The sequence below is a fragment of the Haloterrigena alkaliphila genome, assembly GCF_017352155.2.
In the GTDB taxonomy this organism is placed as follows: Archaea; Halobacteriota; Halobacteria; order Halobacteriales; family Natrialbaceae; genus Haloterrigena; species Haloterrigena alkaliphila.
Window position 1 is genome coordinate 1,577,760 of record NZ_CP071462.1, and the last position, 16,637, is coordinate 1,594,396.

A 16,637-nucleotide genomic window follows, 5' to 3' on the forward strand; every position below is an offset into this window, starting at 1 on the left:
TCGAGCGATCCGTTCGTATCGTCCGAGGCCACGCTATCGCTGTGGCCTGATAACCAGTTTCCCGACCTGCTCCCGGTCGTCCATATTGCGGAACGCCCGCGCCGTCTCCGCGAGCGGGTACTGCTCGGCGACGACCGGTTCGAGGCGGCCGTCGGCGACGAACCCGACGAGCCGCTCGAGGTCGGGCTGGGTCCCGAGGGTGCTCCCCAGGATGCGTTTGTGGCCGTAATAGAGGTCTCGAGCGTCGAACTCGGGGTACTGGCCAGCGGTGCGTCCGCAGATGACCATCGCGCCGTTCGTCCGGAGGACTTCGGCGCCGACGCGGGTGTAGGGGCCGCCGAGGTGGTTGATCGTCACGTCGACCTCGCCGACCCGTTCGACGGCCTCCCGGATCTCGTCGGGATCGCCGGCGTGAATCGCGTGCTCCAGCCCCTCCCGTTCGACGCGCTCGAGTTTCGTCGCCGACGTCGAGGTGCCGATCGTCTCCGCGCCCATCAGCGACGCGAGTTGCACCGCAGCGATTCCGACGCCGCCGGTCGCGCCGGGGACGAACACGCGGTCGCCCGCGCCGGTATCGCCCCGCTCGAGCATCCGGTAAGCGGTCACGTAGGCGATCGGAAGCGCGGCCGCGTCGACGACGTCGACCGCGTCGGGAAGCGGGACGAGGCGGCTGGCGTCGACGAGCGCTCGCTCGGCGAACGCCCCGTCGTAGCTGCCGTAGTTCTCGCACATGTTCTCCGGGCCGTCGCGACAGAACCGACACTCGCCGCAGGTATTCAGGGGGCAGAGGACGACCCGATCGCCCTCCGCGACCCTCGAGACGTTCGGGCCCGTCTCCGCCACGGTGCCGGCGAGGTCGCCGCCCGGAACGAACGGGAACTCCTCGTCGCCGAGCCGCCCGTCGTCGTGGATCTTCCAGAGATCGCGGTGGTTGAGCGCCGCCGCCTCGACGCGGACGACCGCCTCGCCGCGCTCGGGCGTCGGATCGGGACGCTGCTGCACCTCGATTTCGTCGATACTCTCGCCGGCAGTGAACGCCGCGACACGCATGCGATGAGCTATCGAGTCTCGAACGGATAGGTGTATTCGCCGTCCCGGCCGCCCGACGCTTACCGGGGTTCGAACCGGTGGCGGACGACCTCGCTGTCGTCGTCCCACTCGAAGTTCTCGTGGGCGCGCTCGAGCATTCGCCGATATCCCTCGAGGTCGTCCATCCCCTCCGCCTGCGCGTCCTCGTCGGTCAGGTCGCCGAGCCGGCGCTCGGTCACGTCGGTCACCTCGAACGCGGTTCCGTCGATGGCGAACGTGTCGCCCTCGTCGGCGTACCGGTGGCCGCGGTGGATCTGGGTGACGTCGCCCTCGAGAGCCTGGCTTCGCATTCGCTCGCTGGGCAGTAACTCCTCGGACTCGAGTTCGCTCATGGGAGGTCGTACGTGATCGCACGCAAAATCGTTATGGTGCGGATATCGTCGACGACCGCGCTCTCCCGGTACGCTACGGACGGATCGTCGGACCGGCGGCCCGGCCAGATATCGCGCGTATCGACGGTATTTCGCCCCGATCGAGATCCTGGCCTGCCTCCGACGGAAAGGAACATTCTTCCGACTGCCTGCCGGAGTGTGTGCCATGAGTCAGTTTACGGTCACCGGTCGTTTCGAGAATCGCGACGGGTACGCGCCGTTCGAAACGTCGGTCGACGCCGAAAACGAGAACGTCGCCCGCGAGTACGTTCTCTCTCGACTCGGCAGTCAGCACGGACTGAAGCGGACGCAGATCGAACTCGAGGAGGTCGACCCACAATGAGTCAGCAACAACTACAGCAGCTTTCCCAGGAGCTTCAGGAGATCGAAGAACAGATCGAGGCCCTCAACGAGAACGTCGAGGCCATCCAGCAACAGAAGAGCGAGACCGACGAGGCCATCGAGGCCCTCGAGACGCTCGAGACCGACTCGACGGTACAGGTCCCGATCGGCGGCGGGGCCTACCTCCGTGCGAGCATCGAGGACATCGACGAAGTGATCGTCGAACTCGGCGCCGACTACGCCGCGGAGTTCGAACAGGACGGCGCTATCGACGCCCTCGAGAGCAAGAAAGAGAACCTCGACGACCGCATCGACGAGGTCAACTCGGAGATCGCCGAACTCGAGACCGAGAGCGAGGAACTCGAGCAGCAGGCCCAGCAGCTTCAACAGCAGGCGATGCAACAGCAGATGCAGCAGATGGGCCAGGGTCAGCAACAGCCCGACGAGTAACGAGGGGCCTTCTTTCCCACCATGTTTGACAACCTGAAGGACAAGCTCGGGAGCTTCCGGAAAGACGCCGAAGAGGCCGCCGAAGAGAACGTCGAGGACGTCGACGAGGACGACCTCGAGGCGGCGGAACTCGAGGACGCCGAGGCGGCCGACGCCGACGGTGCGGCCGACGCCAGCGAGGCGGCGGCGCCGACCGACGCCGAAGCCGAGGTGACGACCGACGACGCGACGGCCGAACCCGACGCTCCTGATACTACCGGTGAACCGGTCGACGACGGCGTCGACGAGCCAGCGAGCGACCGCGAGGCCGAGACGGCGGCGACCGAGACGCCGGAGCCGACCGAGACGGCGGAGGTCAGCGCCGAGGCGGAGGCCGACGCCGGGACGGAACCCGCGTCGTCCCCTGCAGGAGTCGAGGCCGAGACGTCGTCGACGGACGAGCCGTCGGCCGCGGAGCCGGCGACCGAACCCGAATCGGACCCCGAAGCCGAGTCCGAGGCGGAATCCGGACTCGACCTCAAGGGGATGATCGAACGGGGCAGCGAAGCCGACGAGTCGACGGACACGGCCGATACGGACGAGCCGGCCGGTCCAGTCGAGACGGACGAACCGGCGGACGCCGAGGCAGCCGAGACGGCCGACGCTGCGGCGGCCGAGGACGACGCCGACGAGAGCTCGACCGGCTTCGGTGCCAAAGCGCGCTCGCTCGTCAAGGGGAAGTTCGTCATCGAAGAGGAGGACCTCGAGGGCCCGCTCCACGAACTCGAGATGGCGTTGCTCTCGAGCGACGTGGAGATGGGGGTCGCCGAGGAGATCCTCGACAACATCCGCGACGAACTGGTCGGCGAGACGCGGACCTTCACGACGTCGACCGGCGAGGTCGTCGAGGAGGCCCTGCGCGACGCCATCTACGACGTGATCAGCGTCGGCCAGTTCGACTTCGACGAGCGCGTCGCCGACGCGGACAAGCCGGTCACCATCGTCTTCACGGGTGTCAACGGCGTCGGGAAGACCACCTCGATCGCCAAACTGAGCCGTTACTTCGAACGGCAGGGCTACTCGACGGTGATGGCCAACGGCGACACCTACCGCGCCGGCGCCAACGAGCAGATCCAGGAGCACGCCGACGCCCTGGGAACGAAGTGCATCAGCCACGAACAGGGTGGCGACCCCGCGGCGGTACTCTACGACGCCGTCGAGTACGCCGAGGCCAACGACATCGACGTCGTGCTGGGCGACACCGCCGGTCGCCTTCACACGAACGAGGGACTGATGGATCAACTCGAGAAGATCGACCGGGTCGTCGGTCCCGACATGACGCTGTTCGTCGACGAGGCGGTCGCGGGCCAGGACGCGGTCAACCGCGCCCGCGAGTTCGACGAGGCCGCCGAGATCGACGGCGCGATCCTGACGAAAGCCGACGCCGACTCCAACGGCGGTGCGGCGATCTCGGTCGCTCACGTCACCGGGAAGCCGATCCTCTTCCTCGGCGTCGGGCAGGGGTACGACGACATCGAGCGGTTCGATCCCGACGAGATGCTCGACCGACTGCTCGAGGAGGAGTAGTCGCCGGTCGCTCACTTCGACGCCACTCGTCGGCCCCGTTCGACGCGAATCCGGTTATTCTACAACCTCTACCGAAGAATACGAAAAGTACATATAATGTCTCTTTGACATTACGGTATGCGCAGGCCCCGCTCTCGCCGTGCCCTCCTCGCCTCGCTACTGCCGGTTACCGCCGGATTGACGGGCTGTTCCGACAGTCAGCTGCCGGAGTCGGACGAACCGCTCGAGTCCGGCGTCGTGCCGGTCGACGCGTACGACTGTACCGACACCGAGCGTCCACGACCGGCTACGCCGCCCGTCGACGACGCACTCGAACCGGCATCCTACCCCGACCCGTCGGAGCCGTTGCTCGACGACGTCGATCAGTTCGTCCGCGACTTCGAAGCGACGTACCGGCGAAACGCCTTCATCGAGGCGTTCGGGACGGAGACGCGAGCATTCGACTTCCGGTTCGGAACGCGCCGGACGGACGAGGTCGAGTCGGAGTCCGACCGCGACGCCGCGCTGGTGTCGATGGTCTACCACCTCGAGACCGAGACGGCAACGGGGGGCGAACGACCGGAGTGGGCGACCCGCGTCACGTACTACGTCGACGAGAATATCGTCCTCCGGGCGCGCTACGACGGGATCGCGAACGGCCCCGAGTTCGAACCCGATCCGCGGAGTGCGGGCGAACCGGTAGCGTGTTTCGACTGAGCGCGATCGTTTCGGAGCGCGTGGCCGGCCGTCCCCGTCGCGACGCGACTCAGTTCGCGTCGGTCGCTCGGATCTCGGATAATGTGGCCGCTATCGGTGACGCGTTTCGAGACGGTGGTCTGTCGCCGCCCGTCTGCCACCCTCACAGGGATTATCTCCTCGTGACCGACCGCTGGGGCAGCCACGATGAGGCAATATTTACTGGTGCAAACGACCCTCGTCATGATTCGCCCCTTTGCAGGGTGGTATAGGCTTCGGGTGATACTACCCGCTAAACGATGGCTCTTTACGATAGTGTGATCGCTCTGCTGGCGACTGGCGACGCTTCCCAGTGGTGGTCCGAATGAACACGACGGAACAGTACAAGCAGAACAAGCACCCGCTCGACGTGATCGACGACGTCTACGACTACGCCGAGGACGAACTCTCCTTCGAGGAGATCGAGGAGCGCGCCGGCGGCGGCGAGTGGGAGCGCCTGAAGTGGGCCGGGATGTACGCCCAGAAGCAGGAGGGCTACTTCATGATCCGGACCAAGGTCCCGGGCGGGAAGCTCACCCCCGAACAGGCCGAGGTCATCGGCGAGGTCACGGACGACCTCGCCGTCGCGCCCGACGAGTACGGCGGCGCGGAGCAGAACGAACTCTGGGGAGACGCCTACCTCGACATCACGACCCGACAGGACATCCAGAAACACTGGATCCGCGTCGAAGACGTTCCCGAGATGTGGGAGCGCTACGACGAGGTCGGCCTGACGACGGTCCAGGGCTGCGGTGACTCGGCCCGGAACGTGCTGGGCTGTCCCGCCGCCGGACTCGACGACCACGAGTGTTTCAACGCCCAGCCGGTCATCGACGCCGTCTCCGAGTTCTTCACGAACAACCGCGAGTACGCCAACCTCCCGCGGAAGTTCAAGATCACGATCACCGGCTGCGCTCACGACTGCGCGCAGTCCCAGATCAACGACGTCGGACTGGTTCCCGCGAAGAAGGAGATAAACGGCGAGCACCTCTACGGCTTCCACGCTCGCGTCGGCGGCGGCCTCTCCGACGGGCCGCGGATGGGCTCCGAACTGGACGTCTTCATCAGGCCCGAGGACGCCGTCGAGTTCTGTCGCGCCGTCGCCCAGACGTTCAAGGAACTGGGCGACCGCAACAACCGCGGCGTCTGCCGCATGCGATACCTCGTCGAACAGATGGGCCCCGAGAAGTTCGAGGAGGCCATCCGCGACCGCTGTACCGTCGACCTGCCGACCGGCGGCGAGAACCTGACCGTCGGCTACCAGGGCGACCACGTCGGCGTTCACGAGCAGAAACAGGACGGGCTCAACTACGTCGGCTTCAACGTGATCGCCGGCCGCACGGGCGGCGACGAGTTCGCCGCGGCCGCCCGCGCCGCCGAGAAGTACGGCACCGAGGACGCCTCCGTGCGCCTCGCGACCGATCAGAACTTCCTCATCACCCACATTCCCGACGAGAACGTCGACGACCTGCTCGCGGAGCCGTTCGCACAGGAGTACAGCCCCGATCCGGGGCCGTTCTCCCGCGGCGCGGTCGGCTGCACGGGCAACGAGTTCTGTAACTACGCGATCATCGAGACGAAGAAGCGCACCAAGCGCTGGGCTCGCGAACTCGACGAGCGCATCGACGTCCCCGACGACATCGAGGCCATCCGGATGCACATGTCCGGCTGTTCCGCGTCGTGCGCCCAGCCCCAGATCGCGGACATCGGCTTCCGCGGCGAGACCGTCAAGGTCGACGACGAGAACAGCACCAACGCGGAGGGCGACAACATCGTCGAGGGCATGGACTTCGGACTCGGCGGCTCGCTCGGCGCGGACAACGAGTTCCTCGACTGGGTCGAGAACGCTGTCCCCGCCCACGCCGTGATCCCCGCCCTCGAGCAGCTGTTCGAGGCCTACAGCGAGGGCCGCGAGGGCGGCGAGAAGTTCTACGAGTGGTGTCGCCGCGTCGACAACGAGCGACTCCGACAGATCATGCAAGGAGCCGACGCGCCGGTCGCGCGAGGTGTTGCTCATGGGGACTAACGGCTCCAACGATCCCGATGAGCGCGTCTTCCCGACCGTCCCCGAGTCGAACACGGACGACGACGAAGCGGTCATGTTCCCCGAAACGGGCGACGCCGCGCCGCGCTCGCGCGAGGGAACGGAGCACGCTCGAGACGGCGCCATCGCGACGGACGGCGGCGCTAACGACGACAGCTGCTCGCCCGACACCTGCACCTGCGGCGAGAAGACGGCCGAGCCGACCGCCGAATCGGCCGGCGATAAGCGCGTCGCCACCGACGGAGCGGGCGCCGCCAACGTCGACGAGATGGGCGAACTCGGCGAGCTCGAGTTCACCGAGCCCGCGGAGAACGTCAGCCAGGACGTCTACGGCGACGCGCCGGACACCCGCGTCGGGGTTCCGGAGGGTGTCAATCTCGAGACGCCGGAGTACTCGATCCGGTCGCGGATGAACGACATCGAGACGCCCGACGAGAAGACCTGGTTCATGGAACTGGACGAGGCGGTCATCGACGAGGGCCGCTGTATCCAGTGTGGGACCTGCGTCGCCGCCTGTCCCTCGGACTCGATCGGCGTCGGCGACGACGACCTGCCGGAACTGGTCAAGATGTGTACCGGCTGTTCGCTCTGTTGGGACTTCTGTCCCCGCGGCGGCCTGCGCTACGAGCGCCAGTGGAAGATCACCGGCGGCGAGGACAACGTCAAGGGCGCCGGCGACCCGATCACGGAGTTCTCCGCGAAGGTCGAGGACGACTGGACCGACGGCGCCCAGGACGGCGGCGTCGTCACCGGTATCCTCGCGACGCTGCTCGAGGAGGGCGAGATCGACGGCGCGCTCGTCGCCACCGAGAGCGAGGAAGAGGAGTGGAAGGCAGAGAGCTACCTCGCGACCACGACCGAGGAACTCATCGCGAACGCCGGCACCGTCTACAACCAGACGCTCGCGCTGGGCAACCTCGACCTGAAACAGTGGGAGCACAAGCTCCCCGACAAGGACTGGGACGACCTCTCGCTCGCGCTGGTCGGCACGCCCTGCGAGATCGAGGGCATCCGCGCCCTGCAGGACTTCGAGTGGGACTACCAGGCCCAGAACGAGGGCATCCGCGCGGTGGACTACACCATCTCGCTGATGTGTACGAAGAACTTCAACTACTACAGCCTCATGGGCGAGCAGTTGGAGGAAAAGCGGGGCATCTCGCCCGAGGAGATCGGCAAGATGGACGTCCTCCACGGCAAGATGATGGTCTACGGCCACGACGGCGAGATGATCCTCGAGGAGGACGTCGAGAACTTCCACGACGCCGCGCTGAAGGGCTGTGACGAGTGTGCCGACTTCACCGGCTTCTGTTCGGACATCACCGTCGGCTCCGTCGGCTCGGCCGACGACTACTCGAGCGTCATCATCCGGACCGAGCAGGGGATGAAGGCGTGGGACCTCACCGAGCCGAACCTCGACTACCACGACTTGGAGGACAAGTCCGCGGTCGGCAAACTGCAGGGCTGGGACAAGAAGAAGGCCTTCGAGAGCCTCGAGCGTCCCTTCGACCCCGACGCGCCGCGCTTCATCGACTACACCGACCACGCCGAGAACTACGGCACGGCGCTGAACCCCCACGACCAGGGCCACTAGGTCGGTTCGCCGCGATTTCTTCTCCGATTCGTTCGATAGCGGTTCCCCGGATCTACGTCACGAGCGCCGCGTACGCGTCAGCAGCGGACTCAGGTCTCGATCGTGTACGTCGTGACGTCCGCTCCCTCGTCGACGGTGACGGCGACGGACTGGCCCGTCGGTCGGAGGATGTCCGTGACCGCGGCTTCCGGCCCGGGCGCGAGTTCCGTCGGGAACGCGAGTTCGACGGTTGCGTCGGGGACGTCGTGGCGTTCCGCGGTGGCCTGCACGACGTCCCCGTCGTCGACGTGGACCGTTATCGCGACGTCCGGTCTGGGGCCGTCGTCCGTCCCGTCCGAAACGGTGACTGCTCGAACGCCGTCGTCGAGTTCGAACGCACGGGGCTCGTCGGTCGCCACCGTCTCGTCGTGTTCGTCGGCGAGATACGCCTCGAGGCGGGCGACGTACTCGGTTTCGAGTGCGAGTTTCGCGAGCCGCGCTCCCTCTTCGTCGTCCAGCGCCGTCGGTTGCCGGGCCTGCTCGTCCATACCAGTCGCGGTACCGGCCCGGACGAAAAGAAATCGTCTCGTAACGTTCGCGACGGCGGGTTCTCCGTCGGTGGCTCGCCCCGCCCCCGCGTTTTCTTCGCGCCGCGACTCGAGCCGCGGCGAGCCGACACCGATTAGTGACCCGTCGGCGTAGCGTCGACCATGTCCAGGGGCATCGGCGCGTTGCCGGCGATTCAGGAGCTCGTCCCCGAGTGGGCGGTGCTGCTGGTCGCCCTCGTGACCCAGCTGGGAGACGTCTGGTTCCTGACCCTCCTCGTCGCGGTCGTCTACTGGGTTCGGCCCGACGACCGCGAGGACGCCGCCGTCGTCGTCGGGCTGATGCTGGCCGGGTTCTCGCTGATCACCGCCCTGAAGTACGCCTTCGCCCTGCCTCGTCCCGGCCAGCCGCTCGCGGAACTCGAGACGCTGGGACCGCTGGCCCGGTCGCTGTACGAGGCGACGGGGACGGCCGACGGCTACGGCTTCCCGAGCGGACACGCCGTCCTGACGACGGTCGTCTACGGCGCGCTCGCCGGGCGACTTTCGGTCGGGACGGCCCGCCAGCGCGCGCTGGGCGCGGCGACCGTCGTCGCGCTCGTCGCCGCCTCGAGGGTCGCACTGGGCGTTCACTACCTCGTCGACGTCGTGGCCGGAATCGCCGTCGGACTGGCGTTCCTGTTCGTCGCGAACCGGCTGACGGCGCGCTACCCTACCGACCGGCTCACGGTCGCGTTCTCGCTGGCGATCACCCTCGCGATCGTCGCGCTCGTCGTCAGCGGCGGGACGATAGACGCCGTGTTGCTGCTCGCCGCCTCGTTCGCCGCGTTCGGGGGGCTCGAGCTCCGACGGCGCGTTCGCGACCGGACGTCGGTCTAGCGCGTTCCGTCTTCGATTTCTCGAGACGCAAGCGGGGACGCTCAGAGCACCGCACCCGACTGCAGGATCGCGATCAGGACGGTGAGCACCGGGATCGAAAGCAGCGTCGTGAGAAAGACGCACGTCGAGACGTACTCGGAGACGAGCACTCCCTCGGAGCGCGCGCTGCCGGCGAACTCGATGACGAGGATCAGCGGCGTCACCGCGGCGGGCATCGCGGTCTCGAGGACGAACACGCGCGCGACGGTCGGATTCTCGAAGCCCACGAGGAGCGCGATTCCGAGTCCGACGACGGGGGCGACTCCCATCTTGAGCGCCGTCGCGGGCCAGGCGCGGGAGACCGCCGACGCGGTGTCGGTTCGCGCGAGTTGAATTCCGAGGATGAGCAACATCAGCGGGATCGAGGCGTCGCCGACGAGTTGCAGCGTCTCCATCGCCGCCGTGTCCGCGGACGGGACCAGATCTAGCGCCCGCGCGGCCAGTGCGGCGACGACGGCGTAGGCCAGCGGGATGTAGAACACCCGTCGGACGCCCTCGAGGCCGGCGGAGCCGCTGCTCCGGGAGGCGACGTAGACGCCGAGGGTGTACATCAGCACGGACTGGACCGAGAGGAAGAGGACGGCCGTCTGGCGGCCGACCTCGCCGAACGCGAAGTCGGAGACGGGGATCCCGAGGTTCCCCGAGTTGGTGAAGATCGCGACCAACACCAGCGCGCTCAGTGCGGGCTCGCGCTCGCCGGTGGCGCGCCCGACGAGTTCGGCGACCGCCCACATCGCGGCCGTGAAGGCGACGATGCCGACAGCCACCCGCGCGAGCGTCGCCGCCGCGAGTCGCGTCACCGCGAGGCTGTGAAACACCAGCGCGGGCGCCAGCACGTAGACGACGGCCGTGTTCAGCGGTTCCGGATCGATCTCCTTGACGGTCGCCAGCACGTAGCCGACCCCCGCGATCGCGACGATCGGGCCGATCGCCGAGGCGAAGATGCCGACCAGATCGGCCATCGGTCACCGCTCCCCCGATCGGTCGGAGGATCGACTCGAGGGACTCGCCGAACTCGGAACGATCGCTCGCATCACGGCACAGATACGCTTCGTCGTCGATATGGGAGTTACGATCGGTGCGTCGCGTGTCGGTCGCCCGGGGCGTCGCCTTCGTTCTTTAAGTGCTTCTGGTCACAAGGTAGAGCTATGACGGGACGACGCCGTTCTCCGGACTGCTAATCGGATAGTCGCAACACCGTCTTTCTCGGCTATTAGGACTGGATTCCGTACCTCCTTTAAGTGCTTCTGGTTACAAGGTGAAGCTACGACGGGAGAACGTCCCCTTCTCGCGGTGCTCGATCGATTAGCGGCGCGTGTCCGTCGCGTTCGTTTCAGCGGACTTATCTCGCGAGACCGGAAAGCGGAGCCGTATGACAGCCGACGCGCGGATTCGAGTCGCGACGCCGGACGACGCCGGCGCCGTCCGCGACATCTACGCCCCCTTCTGCGAGTCGACGGCGGTCACGTTCGAGGAGACGCCGCCGACCGCAGCCGAGATGGCCGACCGGATCGAGTCGACCCTCGAGCGCTATCCGTGGCTCGTCTGCGAACGGGACGGGCGGGTCGTCGGCTACGCCTACGCGAGCCGACTGCGCAAGCGCCGGGCCTACCAGTGGACGGTCGAACTCTCCGTCTACGTGGCCGACGACGCCCGACGGTCGGGCGTCGGGCGCGCGCTTTACGCGTCGCTGTTCGCCGTCCTCGAGCGCCAGGGCGTTCGCGACGCCTACGCCGTGACGACGGTTCCGAACCCCGACACCGAGCGGTTTCACGAGCGGCTGGACTTCGAGCGCTGCGTCGACTTTCCGACCATCGGCTACACCGAGGGCGAGTGGCGCGACGTCGCGTGGTGGCGCCGATCGATCGGCGAGAAGACGGCCGATCCCGATCCGATCACGCCGCTGCCCGAACTCCGGGACCGGCTGGACGACGCCGACTGGGACGCGCTCGTTCGGGCCGGTGAGGACCGCCTCGAGCGACCGTAAGTCGTTCACCGCTCGAGCGCCGTTCAACACCCGAGCGCCGTTCAACACCCGAGTCGCTCGGCCAGATCGGCCAGCCCCTCGCAGACGAGGTCCGGTTCGGCGCCGAACGGCTCCCGCGGGTTCCCCTTGCGGTCCAGCCAGACGCCCTGCATCCCGGCGTGGATCGCCCCCTGCACGTCAAACCACAGCGCGGAGACGTGGGCGACCTCCTCGATCGGCGTTCCCGTCCGGCCCGCGGCGTGGCGGTACAGGTCGGGGTCCGGTTTGAACCGCTCGAGTTCGTCCGCGCTGATCGTGTCGACGAGCAGGTCCCCGATCTCGGCGCCCTCGACCATCGACTCGAGCATCTCGGGGTTTCCGTTCGAGAGCACGTAACAGTCGTAGCCGCCCTCGCGAAGGCGTTCGACGCTTTCCCGAACGTCGTCGAACACCCGCAAGTCGTGGTACGTCGAGAGGATGTCCTCGCGTTCCTCGTCGGTCGCGTCGATATCGTGGGCCGCGAGCGCGTACTCGAGGGCGTCGCGGTTGACGTCGTAGAACGGCTCGTAGACGTCCGTCTGGTTCCCGACGAGGGTGTACTGCATCGAGCGGCTCCGCCACAGCCGCGAGATCGGCTCCGGATCGTCGACGCCGGGGTGGTCCGCCAGCGCCGTTTCGACTGCGTCGACGTCGACGAGCGTGCTGTAGGAGTCGAACGTGACGGTCGTCACGCGGTCGGGATCGAACGCCATAGCTGGGGTTACGGCCTCGAGGGCCAAGAAACGGGGCCGTGAACGGGCCGTCAGCGGGATCGACTCCCAGGTATTAGCGCGATCCGGCACCCCGCCGGTCGATCGACCGAAGCCGCTTAGTGGCTCAGAACCGCCAGTTCGCCCATGGATCCCTCGAACTACGGCACCTACCTCGTCACCCAGCAGTCGCTCTCCGAGGACCGGTCGACGCTCGAGATCGTCCGCGCGGCGATCGAGGGCGGCGTCGACGTCGTGCAACTGCGGGAGAAGGAGACCGAAGCGCGCTTCCGGTACGACCTCGGCCGCGAACTGCGCGAGGTGACCGCCGAGGCGGGCGTGGACCTGATCGTCAACGACCGCGCGGACGTCGCGGAGGCGATCGACGCCGACGGGGTCCACGTGGGTCAGTCGGACCTCCCGGTCGGCGTCGCGCGGGACCTGCTCGGTTCCGACGCGGTCGTCGGCTGTTCGACGTCGGCGGTCGAAGAGGCGCTCGAAGCTGAGGCCGCAGGTGCGGACTACCTCGGCGTCGGCGCGGTTTACGGAACGTCTTCGAAGGACGTCGCCGCCGAGGAGGACGGCATCGGTCCCGAACGGATCGCCGCCATCGCGGACGCGGTCTCGATCCCGGTCGTCGGCATCGGCGGGATCACGGCCGACAACGCGGGACCGGTCGTCGAGGCCGGCGCGGCCGGCGTGGCCGTCATTAGCGAGATCACCGCGGCCGACGATCCGCGGGCCGCGACCGAAGCGCTCGCTGCCGCCGTCGAAACGCCAAAGGACGTCGGTCGCGGAGGAGAAGAGGAATGAACGTCACTGACATCGCCGCCGCCGACCTCGCCGACTCCGTTCGGACCGTCCGGGAGACGGAGCCGCTCGTCCAGCACGTGACCAACACGGTGACGATCGACGACGTCGCGAACCTGACGCTGCACTGGGGCGGGCTCCCGGTGATGGCCGACTCCTTCGGCGACGCCGGCGAAATGACCGCGGCCGCGCGCGCACTCGTCATCAACATCGGCCAGGTGCCCGACGACCGCGTCGAGGCCATGCACGAGGCCGGCCGGAAGGCCAACGAGCGCGACGTTCCGGTCGTCCTCGACCCCGTCGGCCTCGGCTCGACCCCCTCGCGCGAGGCGGTCACCGAGAGCCTCCTCGAGGCGGTCGACTTCGCCGCGATCAAGGGCAACTACGGCGAGATAAGCGCCTTGGCCGGGGTCGAAGCGAACGTCGAGGGCGTCGAGTCCATCGGCGACTACGAGGAGATCGAGGAGACGGCCCGCTCCGTCGCCGACTCGACCGGCGCAGTCGTCGTCGCCTCGGGCGTCGAGGACGTCGTCGCCGACGCCGACGGCGCGGTCCGAATCACCGACGGCCACGAGATGCTCGGCGAGATCGTCGGCACCGGCTGCATGCTCGGCGCGACCGTCGGTACCTTCGCCGGCGCGCTCGAGGACCCCCGTGAGGCTGCCGTCCACGGGACGCTCGCGTTCGGGCTGGCGGGCGAACGCGCGGCCGAGATGCCCCACGAGGGGCCGGCCAGCTTCCGCACCAACTTCCACGACGCGGTCGCCGGATTCGATCCCGACGAGGCGGCCCAACTGGACCTCGCGGGACGGATCGAACGCGTCGACTGAGGCGATTCGCGTTCGCGGCCGCGTTCACGTCTTCGTCCCCGTCCGATTGCAGCGCTCGAGCCGTTCCACCTCCGGAGCGATTGAAACCATTTTAACGGCCCCGGATGAACGATACCGTATGGCACGAGAAAACCTCGACGACGCGGCGGCGACGCTCCGGGAGGCCGCCGACGCGGCGTCCGACGACGAGACGCGCGACCGACTCGAGAATCAGGCGAACGAATTCGCCACCCACGCCGACGCCGACCGCGGACCCGACCACGGGAAACTGGCCCGACACGAGCACATCCTCACCGATATCGCCGACGACGAGGGCGGCGAGGTCGCCGACCGCATCGAGGACGCTCTCGCGTCGATTCGGGCGTTTCGGGAGACGGTAGAGGGCGTTTAACGACCGCGAAAAACCGTTTATCCCGTTCAGCAGACCGGCTTTGGATTCGCGCCCATCGCCTCCAGATTCTCGACGTACTCGTCGTAGGCGGCCTGGATCGCCCCGTCGGCGGCCTCGCGGGCGCGCTCCAGATCGTCGTCGCTCTCACAGACCGCCTCGAGCAGCGCCTGCGCGCGCTCGAGCTGGTCGTCAAGGTCTTCGCCGAACTCGCGGAAGACGCCGGCGGTCTGGGGGTCGGCGTCGCCGACGAAGTAGCCGACGACCTGTTCCTTCGAGCGTTTGCTGGCGAGGATCCGACCGATAAGGGCGCCGACGCGCTCGACGGTCGATTCCCGGTCCCGCAGGTAGTCGTGGAGCTTAGGGACCCGGTCCGGCTCGTACTCCTCGTTCCCGAGGTGGTCGAGCGTGATCTCGTAGTGGCTCTCCTCCTCCGCCGCGGTGGTCTCGAAGGCCTCGCGGGCCTCGTCGTGGGTCTCGCTCTCGATCCACTCGCGGAACGTCTGCCAGGCCGCGTGTTCGGCGTCCACCGTCGCCTCGAGGACGGGTTCGGTGTCGATGTCGCCGCCGGTGTCGGCGTACAGCGATTTCGACGACCCGAGTCGCGAGAGGGCCGTCTGATTGTCCTCGCGCACGGTCTCGACGAACGCTTCGGAATCGTTCATAACCGCTTCTTCAACCGGCCTCGAGTTAGATCTGTCGCGATGGGTCCCTCGTTGTGCTCTGGTGCAACCGTCGGTTCGTTCCGGTCGACATGAACCGATTATTGTCCGCATAACCGGACTCTAACGAGTCTATAACAATCACTACTTGGCGGATTTTTGCGACTGGAATGAAACGACGAGCATACCTCACGACAGCCGCCGCGGTCACGTTCGCCGGCTGTTCCGCCCTGAGTGATTCGGAAACCGCTGAAGACGACGGTAACGGAAACGGTGACGACAGCGGCAACGGCGGCAACGGGTCGTCGGAGCCGGTCGACGAGGAGCCCGGCTCGTTCGACGACTTCGAGGATCTCTCGAACTGGACGGTGATGGCGGGTTCGCTCTCGCCCGACGAAGACCGCGCGTACGTCGGCTCCCAGTCCGGCCGCATGGAGGTCGGCGCCGACGACGATCGCGCGATGATCAAGCGCGAGTTCGACTCGCCGCGGGACCTCTCCACCGAGTTCCCCGCCTTCGCGTTCACGAGCGACTCCGACGTCGCTCCGGTCGTCCAGCTCTGGGACGAGAACGAAGACCACGTGATGCTCCAGTGTCGGATCGAACCGGACCAGCCCTTCGCTCCCTACGATCTGGGACTCATCGACATCGTCGGCGAGCCCGACATGAGTTCGATCGTCCACGCGAAGATTTCCGTCTGGGCTCCCAACAGCGAGCCGACGCTGTGGGTCGACGACTTCCAGTTCGTCGGCCGACCCGACACCGGCACCGTCATGCTCCAGTTCCCGGACGAGACGATCGCTCTCGACGCGGCGGAGCGCCTCGCGGAGCACGACCTCCCCGCGACGACGTTCGTCAGCACCGACTACGTCGGCTCTTCCGGACGCCCCTCGCTCGAGGAGCTCGAGACCCTCCAGGACGAGGGCTGGACGATCGCTAGCAGCGGCGCCCGCGGCCGCGACCTCACCCAGCTCGATGCCGACGCGCAGGAAGCCGAGATCAGCGGCGCTGTGGACTGGCTGACCGAGCACGGCTTCGATGCCGGCGCCTTCTCCTATCCGCTCAACAACTACGACGAGACGAGCATCGACCTGGTCGAGGAGTACCACGATATCGGATTCGTCGCCGGCTACACGGGCCACGGGAACGTGACCAACCCGCAGATCGTTCCCCGGAACACCAATCCGAGCGCGGATGAAGCCGACAAACTCATCGAGTGGACCGCCGAACTGGGAACGATCACGACCCTGTCCTTCCGCACCCTCGAGTCGCTCGAGGAGGCGCTCCCGGAGGTCCTCGACTTCGCGGACGAACTCGAGTTCGTCACGCCCGCCGACGTCGCGTCCGACTATCGCCACGAGTAACGCCCTATCCCGTTGGGACTGTCCGCCGTTTTTTCGGTCGTTCCCGTCCGCGAGCGACGGCGCCGGTTCGCGGCTCGAGCACTGGCTCCGATCTCGTGACACCGGTGGCGGCTGTGGCTCCGTTTCGGCGGACGTGGCTCCGTTTCTCATTTCGTCGCCCGCACGCACGAGCACCGTACGCGAGTCCCCAGAGAGCGGCTGCGAACACTCGCCCGATACCTCGAGCGAGGAGCGGTCGACCGGACGCTATATCACGGCT

18 protein-coding genes are annotated in these 16,637 nt (G+C 67.3%); 12 read left to right on the forward strand and 6 right to left on the reverse strand.

Features of this window, described 5'->3' with window-relative positions; translation table 11 throughout:
* Positions 1–33: 33 nt before the first annotated feature.
* Complete coding sequence (locus J0X25_RS26475) at positions 34–1,050, reverse strand: alcohol dehydrogenase catalytic domain-containing protein (protein WP_207290532.1); 1,017 nt, start codon at positions 1,048–1,050, stop codon at positions 34–36.
* Positions 1,051–1,109: 59 nt separating this feature from the next.
* The gene (locus J0X25_RS26480) at positions 1,110–1,421 is read right to left on the reverse strand and encodes an ASCH domain-containing protein (protein ID WP_207290533.1); all 312 of its coding nucleotides are present in this window, start codon (positions 1,419–1,421) and stop codon (positions 1,110–1,112) included.
* Positions 1,422–1,626: 205 nt separating this feature from the next.
* Between J0X25_RS26480 and rpl18a the strand changes: the two genes are divergently transcribed.
* From rpl18a to J0X25_RS26510, 6 genes are all read left to right on the forward strand, one after another.
* The gene (rpl18a, locus tag J0X25_RS26485; RefSeq protein WP_207290534.1) at positions 1,627–1,803 is read left to right on the forward strand and encodes a 50S ribosomal protein L18Ae; all 177 of its coding nucleotides are present in this window, start codon (positions 1,627–1,629) and stop codon (positions 1,801–1,803) included.
* Positions 1,800–2,252 (forward strand): prefoldin subunit alpha, encoded by a 453-nt coding sequence (gene pfdA, locus J0X25_RS26490; RefSeq protein ID WP_207290535.1) that lies wholly within the window; start codon positions 1,800–1,802, stop codon positions 2,250–2,252. Before rpl18a ends, pfdA begins: the two co-directional genes overlap by 4 nt.
* 21 nt (positions 2,253–2,273) lie before the next feature.
* On the forward strand, positions 2,274–3,818 hold the full coding sequence (gene ftsY, locus J0X25_RS26495) for a signal recognition particle-docking protein FtsY (RefSeq protein ID WP_207290536.1): 1,545 nt from the start codon (positions 2,274–2,276) through the stop codon (positions 3,816–3,818).
* Positions 3,819–3,935: 117 nt separating this feature from the next.
* Positions 3,936–4,514, forward strand: a complete 579-nt coding sequence (locus tag J0X25_RS26500; protein WP_207290537.1) for a hypothetical protein — start codon at positions 3,936–3,938, stop codon at positions 4,512–4,514.
* A gap of 343 nt (positions 4,515–4,857) precedes the next feature.
* Complete coding sequence (locus J0X25_RS26505) at positions 4,858–6,558, forward strand: nitrite/sulfite reductase (protein WP_207290538.1); 1,701 nt, start codon at positions 4,858–4,860, stop codon at positions 6,556–6,558.
* On the forward strand, positions 6,548–8,167 hold the full coding sequence (locus tag J0X25_RS26510) for a Coenzyme F420 hydrogenase/dehydrogenase, beta subunit C-terminal domain (RefSeq protein ID WP_207290539.1): 1,620 nt from the start codon (positions 6,548–6,550) through the stop codon (positions 8,165–8,167). The genes J0X25_RS26505 and J0X25_RS26510 overlap by 11 nt, the downstream gene beginning before the upstream one ends.
* An 89-nt stretch (positions 8,168–8,256) precedes the next feature.
* Here the strand turns inward: J0X25_RS26510 and J0X25_RS26515 are convergent, their stop codons facing one another.
* Positions 8,257–8,694 (reverse strand): hypothetical protein, encoded by a 438-nt coding sequence (locus tag J0X25_RS26515; RefSeq protein ID WP_207290540.1) that lies wholly within the window; start codon positions 8,692–8,694, stop codon positions 8,257–8,259.
* 162 nt (positions 8,695–8,856) lie between these two features.
* Here J0X25_RS26515 and J0X25_RS26520 point away from each other — a divergent pair, with 162 nt between their 5' ends.
* Positions 8,857–9,570, forward strand: coding sequence for a phosphatase PAP2 family protein (locus tag J0X25_RS26520; RefSeq protein WP_207290541.1), 714 nt, complete (start codon positions 8,857–8,859; stop codon positions 9,568–9,570).
* A gap of 41 nt (positions 9,571–9,611) precedes the next feature.
* On the opposite strand, the gene J0X25_RS26525 is transcribed toward J0X25_RS26520, so the two are convergent.
* A complete protein-coding gene (locus J0X25_RS26525) occupies positions 9,612–10,571 on the reverse strand; it encodes an AEC family transporter (protein WP_207290542.1) in 960 nt (319 codons plus the stop codon).
* 410 nt (positions 10,572–10,981) lie between these two features.
* Between J0X25_RS26525 and J0X25_RS26530 the strand changes: the two genes are divergently transcribed.
* On the forward strand, positions 10,982–11,596 hold the full coding sequence (locus J0X25_RS26530) for a GNAT family N-acetyltransferase (RefSeq protein WP_207290543.1): 615 nt from the start codon (positions 10,982–10,984) through the stop codon (positions 11,594–11,596).
* 41 nt (positions 11,597–11,637) lie between these two features.
* On the opposite strand, the gene J0X25_RS26535 is transcribed toward J0X25_RS26530, so the two are convergent.
* Entirely contained in the window at positions 11,638–12,327 is a 690-nt protein-coding gene (locus J0X25_RS26535; protein ID WP_207290544.1) for a haloacid dehalogenase type II, read from the reverse strand.
* Between the two features lie 144 nt (positions 12,328–12,471).
* On the opposite strand from J0X25_RS26535, the gene thiE reads away from it, so the two are divergent.
* The 3 genes from thiE to J0X25_RS26550 all read left to right on the forward strand — a co-directional run bounded on the left by thiE (position 12,472) and on the right by J0X25_RS26550 (position 14,355).
* On the forward strand, positions 12,472–13,137 hold the full coding sequence (gene thiE / locus J0X25_RS26540; protein ID WP_207290545.1) for a thiamine phosphate synthase: 666 nt from the start codon (positions 12,472–12,474) through the stop codon (positions 13,135–13,137).
* Positions 13,134–13,964: a hydroxyethylthiazole kinase gene (thiM, locus tag J0X25_RS26545; RefSeq protein WP_207290546.1), complete on the forward strand. Its 831-nt coding sequence runs from the start codon at positions 13,134–13,136 to the stop codon at positions 13,962–13,964. Before thiE ends, thiM begins: the two co-directional genes overlap by 4 nt.
* Positions 13,965–14,082: 118 nt before the next feature.
* Entirely contained in the window at positions 14,083–14,355 is a 273-nt protein-coding gene (locus J0X25_RS26550; protein WP_207290547.1) for a DUF7553 family protein, read from the forward strand.
* 26 nt (positions 14,356–14,381) lie between these two features.
* Here the strand turns inward: J0X25_RS26550 and J0X25_RS26555 are convergent, their stop codons facing one another.
* Complete coding sequence (locus J0X25_RS26555) at positions 14,382–15,017, reverse strand: rubrerythrin family protein (protein WP_207290548.1); 636 nt, start codon at positions 15,015–15,017, stop codon at positions 14,382–14,384.
* A 167-nt stretch (positions 15,018–15,184) separates the two neighbouring features.
* Between J0X25_RS26555 and J0X25_RS26560 the strand changes: the two genes are divergently transcribed.
* A complete protein-coding gene (locus tag J0X25_RS26560) occupies positions 15,185–16,378 on the forward strand; it encodes a polysaccharide deacetylase family protein (protein ID WP_207290549.1) in 1,194 nt (397 codons plus the stop codon).
* Positions 16,379–16,637 lie beyond the last annotated feature (259 nt).